General features: G+C 70.7%; 7 protein-coding genes. 4 read left to right on the top strand and 3 right to left on the bottom strand.

The genetic code is table 11. The annotated features are described in order from the left end of the window. The coding region (locus tag Q0C81_RS15195; protein ID WP_291839760.1) for an acyl-CoA dehydrogenase family protein at positions 1–803 on the bottom strand (803 nt) is incomplete at its 3' end. Positions 804–936: 133 nt separating this feature from the next. Between Q0C81_RS15195 and Q0C81_RS15200 the strand changes: the two genes are divergently transcribed. The 3 genes from Q0C81_RS15200 to Q0C81_RS15210 all read left to right on the top strand — a co-directional run bounded on the left by Q0C81_RS15200 (position 937) and on the right by Q0C81_RS15210 (position 3,553). Further along, a complete protein-coding gene (locus tag Q0C81_RS15200) occupies positions 937–1,950 on the top strand; it encodes a serine hydrolase (protein WP_291839764.1) in 1,014 nt (337 codons plus the stop codon). 14 nt (positions 1,951–1,964) lie between these two features. Beyond that, positions 1,965–2,516, top strand: a complete 552-nt coding sequence (locus Q0C81_RS15205; RefSeq protein WP_291839767.1) for a cytochrome b — start codon at positions 1,965–1,967, stop codon at positions 2,514–2,516. Between the two features lie 92 nt (positions 2,517–2,608). After that, positions 2,609–3,553: an L-threonylcarbamoyladenylate synthase gene (locus Q0C81_RS15210; protein ID WP_291839777.1), complete on the top strand. Its 945-nt coding sequence runs from the start codon at positions 2,609–2,611 to the stop codon at positions 3,551–3,553. 46 nt (positions 3,554–3,599) lie between these two features. Here Q0C81_RS15210 and Q0C81_RS15215 read toward each other — a convergent pair whose 3' ends face one another. Then, positions 3,600–4,130: a hypothetical protein gene (locus Q0C81_RS15215; protein WP_291839771.1), complete on the bottom strand. Its 531-nt coding sequence runs from the start codon at positions 4,128–4,130 to the stop codon at positions 3,600–3,602. Between the two features lie 54 nt (positions 4,131–4,184). Here Q0C81_RS15215 and Q0C81_RS15220 point away from each other — a divergent pair, with 54 nt between their 5' ends. Then, positions 4,185–5,051, top strand: a complete 867-nt coding sequence (locus tag Q0C81_RS15220; protein ID WP_291839774.1) for a retropepsin-like aspartic protease — start codon at positions 4,185–4,187, stop codon at positions 5,049–5,051. 26 nt (positions 5,052–5,077) lie between these two features. Here Q0C81_RS15220 and Q0C81_RS15225 read toward each other — a convergent pair. Next, a partial coding sequence (locus tag Q0C81_RS15225) for a patatin-like phospholipase family protein (protein WP_367118030.1) occupies positions 5,078–5,623 on the bottom strand: 546 nt, incomplete at its 5' end.

The raw sequence follows: 5,623 nt of genomic DNA on the forward strand, positions 1-5,623 counted from the left end.
TAGGCCATGACGCAGGTGGGCGAGCCGTGGATGCCCAGCTTGTGCTCGACGCTGACGGGATGGAAGCTGTTGCGCGCGCCCAGCGAGCCGTCCGGGTTCACCAGATACTTGGACGCCAGAAACAGGCTGATGCCCTTGGGCCCGGCGGGGGCGTCGGGCAGGCGGGCCAGCACCAGGTGGACGATGTTGTCGGTGGCGTCGTGGTCGCCCCAGGTGATGAAGATCTTCTGGCCCGAGAGGCGGTAGGTCCCGTCGGCCTGGGGGACAGCGGTGGCGGTCAGGGCGCCGAGGTCCGAGCCAGCCTGCGGCTCGGTCAGCACCATGGCGCCGGTCCATTCGCCGGAGACCAGCCTGGACAGATAGGTCGCCTTCTGCGCCTCGGTGCCTTGCGCCTCCAGCGCCTCGATGGAGGCCAGCGACAGCATGGGGCACAGGCCGAAGGCCATGTTGGCGGCGTGGACCGTCTCATAGGCGGCGAGCTCCAGCGCCTTGGGCAGTTGCTGCCCGCCGGAGTGGGCCTGGGCGGTCAGGCCGGTCCAGCCGCCGGCGGCGAACTGGCGGTAGGCGTCGGCGAAGCCCGGCGCGGCGGTGACGTTCCCGTCCTTGCAGGTCGAGCCCTTCTGGTCGCCGATGCGGTTCAGCGGAGCCAGGACGCCCTCGGAGAACTGGCCCGCCGCCTCCAGCACCGCGCCCATCAGGTCGGCGTCATAATCGGGGAAGGCGCCGGTGGCGGCGACCTGGTCGATGCCGGCCACGGCCTGCAGGGTGAAGGCGAGATCACGGATCGGGGCGCGGTAGGTCATGGAGAGTCCTTGGAACGTCACGTCAGCTTTGCCCTCGTGACGCCACGGCAGGCAAGTGCGGGCGCCGCATCGACGCATCGACATCGGGAGCGGCGGCCCTACATACTCGCGACAGTCGGAGGCGGAGAAGACCATGCGGCGCAGGGAGCTGATGATCGGCGGGGTGTTGGCGGCCGGCGGTCTGGTCGCGGCGCGCGCCCCTGACGCCCGCGGCCTGGACGTCGTGCTGAGGGGGGTCGACGCCGACGAGCATCCGGATCTCAAGGGCGTGGTCGTGCGTGTGGACGGGCAGGTCGCGGCCGAGCGCCACTACAACGGCCAGCCGGCGAACACGCTTCACGACATGCGGTCCGCCGGCAAGAGCGTGACCTCGCTGCTGGTGGGCGCGGCCCGCGACCGGGGGCTGATCGACAGCCTGGCCGATCCGGTCCGGCGCTACTGGCCGGAGGCGGCGGGCAGCGCGATCGGCGACGTGACCCTGTCGGATATCCTCACCATGCGGTCGGGACTGGCGGCCGACGACGACCGGCCCGAATCGCCGGGCAACGAGGACCGGCTGGATGCGGCGCCCGATCCCGTGGCCTTCGTCCTGGAGACGCCCCGCGCCGCGCCGCCGGGTTCGACCTATCTCTACAACTCCCTGACCGCCTATGTGGCCGGGCTGGTGGTCGAGAAGGCCACGGGCCGGCAGGGGCGGGACTTCGCGCGCGAGGCGCTGTTCGACCCGCTGGGGATCACGCGTTTCGACTGGGCCGTCGACGCGGCGGGCCGGCTGAAGGGGCAGGGGAACCTGTCGCTGGCGACGCACGACATGGCCCTGATCGGCCAGATGGCGCTGGATGGCGGATCGGCCGGCAGTCGTCAGGTGATCAGCCGCGGATGGATCGAGGAGAGCCTGAGCCCGAAGGTGGCGATCGGCGCGGTGGATCCGTACGCCGACGGCTACGGCTATTTCTGGTACGCCAAGGCCCTGCCGGTGGGGGACAGGACCGTCGACATCCGGTTCGCTTCGGGCAACGGCGGCAACAAGATCTATGTCGTTCCGGCCCGGAACATGGTCGTGGCCGTCACGTCGAGCGCCTATGGCCGGGGCTATGGCCAGCGCCGGTCCCAGGCGATCCTGACCGCGCTTCTGGCGGCCGGCTGACCGGGAGGGATGTGATGGCCGAACCGCGCAACCGATACTCCGTGACCTCACTGGTGCTGCACTGGCTGATCGCGGTGCTGATCCTGGTCCAGATCCTGCTGATCACGGCCCATGACGCGACCGAGGGGCCGCTGTCGCGAGAGTTCATACAGATCCACAAGTCGGTGGGCCTGACGATCCTGCTGCTGACCCTGGCGCGGATCGGCTGGCGGATCGCCAATCCGGCCATTCCTCTGCCCGGCCATATGAAGCCGTGGCAGAGGCGGTTCGCCCGCGTGACGCATGTGCTGTTCTACGTCGCCCTGATCGCCCTGCCGCTGACCGGATGGGCGGCCAGTTCGACGGGCGGGCGGGACATCCCGTTCTTCGGCCTGTTCGACTGGCCCCTGCTGCCGATCGGGGGCGGGCGCGAGGCGGGGCGGGCCCTGATGGAGGCGCACGGGGTCGCGGTGAAGGCGCTCTACGTCCTGCTGGCCCTGCATGTGGCGGCGGCGCTGAAGCACCACTTCATCGACCGGGACAACATCCTGCACCGGATGATCCCGCTGATTCCGCGTCGGCCCTGAGACCGGAGGCGGGGGTTGCGCCGGGGTAGGGCGAGGGCGCACATGACCGGCGACGACGGCATGAGGATTTGAGACGCGTGGAACGGCTGGATCTGACGACGGGTCGGGACGCGGGGGCCGAGGAAGCCGCCGTCCGGGCGCTGGCGGACGGCAAGCTGATCATCCTGCCGACCGAGACCGTCTACGGCCTGGCCGCCGACGCGTCCGACGCCCGCGCCGTGGCCGCCATCTTCGAGGCCAAGGGGCGGCCGCGCTTCAATCCCCTGATCGCCCATGTGGCCGACGCCGCCGGAGCCGAGGCCGTCGCGGTGTTCGACGACCGCGCGCGGCGCCTGGCCGAGGCCTTCTGGCCCGGCCCCCTGACCATCGTCGCCCCGGTGCGGAATCGCGAGGCGGTGTGCGACCTGGCCCGGGCCGGGCTGGACAGCGTGGCGGTGCGCGTGCCCGGCCACGCCCGCGCCCGCGAGGTGATCGGCGCCTTCGGCGGGCCGGTGGTCGCGCCCTCGGCCAACCGCTCGGGCCGGCCCAGTCCGACGACCTTCGCCGACGCCATGGAGGAGACCGGCTTCGCCGCCGCCGAGGGCGTCGACGGCGGCCCCTGCGCCGTGGGAGTGGAAAGCACCGTGGTGTCGGTGCTGAACGGCGTGGTCAGCCTGCTGCGCCCCGGCGCCGTGACCCGCGACGAGCTGGAGGCGGTGGTCGGACCGCTGGACGGGGCGCCGGACGGGGGCGGGGAGGGACATCGTTCGCCCGGCCGCCTGACCCTGCACTATGCGCCGGACGCGCCGGTGCGGATCAATGCGACGAGCCTGCACAAGGGCGAACTGCTGCTGGGCTTCGGTCCGGGGGTGGGCGATCCGCGCTGGAGCCTGAGCCCGACGGGGGACCTGCGCGAGGCGGCGGCCAACCTGTTCCGGCGGTTCCGCGAGGCCGACCGCGAGAAGCCGTCGGGCATCGCCGTGGCGCCCGTGCCGCTGGACGGGCTGGGCGAGGCGATCAACGACCGGCTGCGCCGGGCGGCGGGGCATATCGGCTAGGGCCTGTGCAGGGGCGGGTCTTTCTGCGCTGTCGGCCACATCCGCGTCACTCCGGCTTCGATCCCGCGCCCTGATCCTCCAGCCAGCGCAGCCGCATGGTCTGGAGCCGGATCGACCATTCGCTGCGGGCCTGCTCCACCGGATCGAGCGCGTCGAGCGAGACCGTCAGCCGCTGCAGCTCTTCCTCGACCGTGAGTCTGAGGCGGCGCAGGGCGTCGGCGCGCATGGCCGGATCGAGCGTCGCCCACAGGCCGGCGCGAAGCCGGAAGGGGTCGACGCCGACGCTGGTCGCGCGGACGGGATCGCAGATCCAGCCTTCCACCGCCGCGACGCCCTCGGGCGACAGGGACAGGTGGCTGCCCTTGTGGCCGGTCTCGATGGGGGTGCTGTCGATCAGGCCCGCCTCAACGAGGCGGCGGATGGCCGGATAGACCGCGCCGGCGCTGCCGCTCCACTCGATGGAAGGCGAGGTCTGGAAGGCCCGGCGGACCTTGAAGGCGGTGCGGTTCTGGCGGTGATGGATCTCGGAAAGCACCGCCCCCTCGAGCTCCGTCAGGCCGGATGAATGTCTTGTCATTTGACGCCCGATCGCAAGTTGGTACTAATCGTACTAGTTTTTCGAAAGGTCGTCATGCGTACTTCGCTCTTCAAACTGGCTTTCGCGGCCGCTGCCCTGTTCGCGCCCGTGTACAACGAAGCGTGGGCGCAGACCCAGCCGCCGACCGTGATCAGCCTCTTCCAGTCCAATGACCGCGTCCTGGTCATGCTGACGATCGGCGACCATCCGCCGATGCCCGCCGTGTTCGACACCGGCACGAACGGGAACGTCATCGACATGGGGGTCGCCCAAAGGCTGGGACTGGAGAACCGGGGCGCCTCGCGCTCCATCGACGGCAGCACCGGCCGGCCCGTGCCCGGGTTCGAGACCTTCATCGCCGGCGCCAGCCTGGGCGGGACGCCGATCCAGGACGCCCGCGCCACAGCCATGGCCTTCAGCCATCCGAACGAGGTCGCGATCATCGGCCCGAACAGCTTTCCGGGGCAGTACGTCCTGATGGATCTGGGCCGGAGCCGGCTGAGCCTGTACGCGCCGGCGGACGCGCCCGAGGCGGGGGAGGGCTTCCCCTACCTGGGCGAAGGGGGCGCGGCCCTGCCGTCCCTCAACATCGAACTGGAGGGACGGGCGATCCCGGCCATCCTGGACACGGGCAACACGAGCGACTTCCTGCTGCCGCTCAGCCTGGCCAAGGACCTGCCGCTGGAGAGCGAGCCGGTGGTCATCGGCCACGCGACGTCCGCCGCCGGCGTGCAGGATGTCTATGAAGCGCGCCTGGGCGAGGACATCACCATCGCGGGGGTGGTGATCCACCGGCCCAAGATCCGGTTCATCGAAGGCGGGCGCCCGAACATCGGCATGCCGGTGCTTCGCCAGCTGAAGCTGATGTTCGATCCGGTGCAGCGCCGGACCTGGGTCGTCGGCGCGCCCGCGGCCCGGTAGCGACACGGACATCGGGGCGCTGCGGCCTAGAGAAACCGCGCCCTGATATCCACGCTGGAGCGTTCGCCCACCTCGTCGAAACAGGTCGTCAGCCAGTCCTCCGCCGCCTCGCGGCCATGGCCCTTCAGCCGGTTGAGGAAGGTCCATTCGGTGTCGAACTTGGACCCCAGTGAAAGCGGCGCCAGCCAGCGGTCGCTGTCGATGGCGTGCATGCGGATGGCCTGGGCGCGGTGGCGGTTTCCGGTCTGGAGCTGACCGTCGGCGATCAGGGACTGGAGCAGGGCGAAGGCGCGCAGCTCGGAGACCAGGGGGGCGTTGAAGACGATCTCGTTGAGGCGGTCCATGATCTCGCCGGCGGCGTGGGGCGTGTCCTCGCGCACGAAGGGGTTCAGCGGCAGGATCAGGACGTCGTCGGGCGTGTCCGGATGGATCAGGGGCCACAGCGCCGGATTGGCCAGATAGCCGCCGTCCCAATAGCTTTCGCCGTCGATCTCCACCGCCTGGAACAGGTGCGGCAGGCACGAGGAGGCGAGCAGGACCTCGGGCGTGATCTCGGCGGTCCTGAAGACGCG

Origin of the sequence: Brevundimonas sp., assembly GCF_023259385.1 — a bacterium.
Classification (GTDB): domain Bacteria; phylum Pseudomonadota; class Alphaproteobacteria; order Caulobacterales; family Caulobacteraceae; genus Brevundimonas.

Bases quoted from the DNA above. Each gene is read 5' to 3' on its own strand.
- Q0C81_RS15200 (WP_291839764.1), top strand. From the start codon at position 937: ATGCGGCGCAGGGAGCTGATGATCGGCGGGGTGTTGGCGGCCGGCGGT.
- Q0C81_RS15205 (WP_291839767.1), top strand. From the start codon at position 1,965: ATGGCCGAACCGCGCAACCGATACTCCGTGACCTCACTGGTGCTGCAC.
- Q0C81_RS15215 (WP_291839771.1), bottom strand. From the start codon at position 4,130: ATGACAAGACATTCATCCGGCCTGACGGAGCTCGAGGGGGCGGTGCTT.
- Q0C81_RS15220 (WP_291839774.1), top strand. From the start codon at position 4,185: ATGCGTACTTCGCTCTTCAAACTGGCTTTCGCGGCCGCTGCCCTGTTC.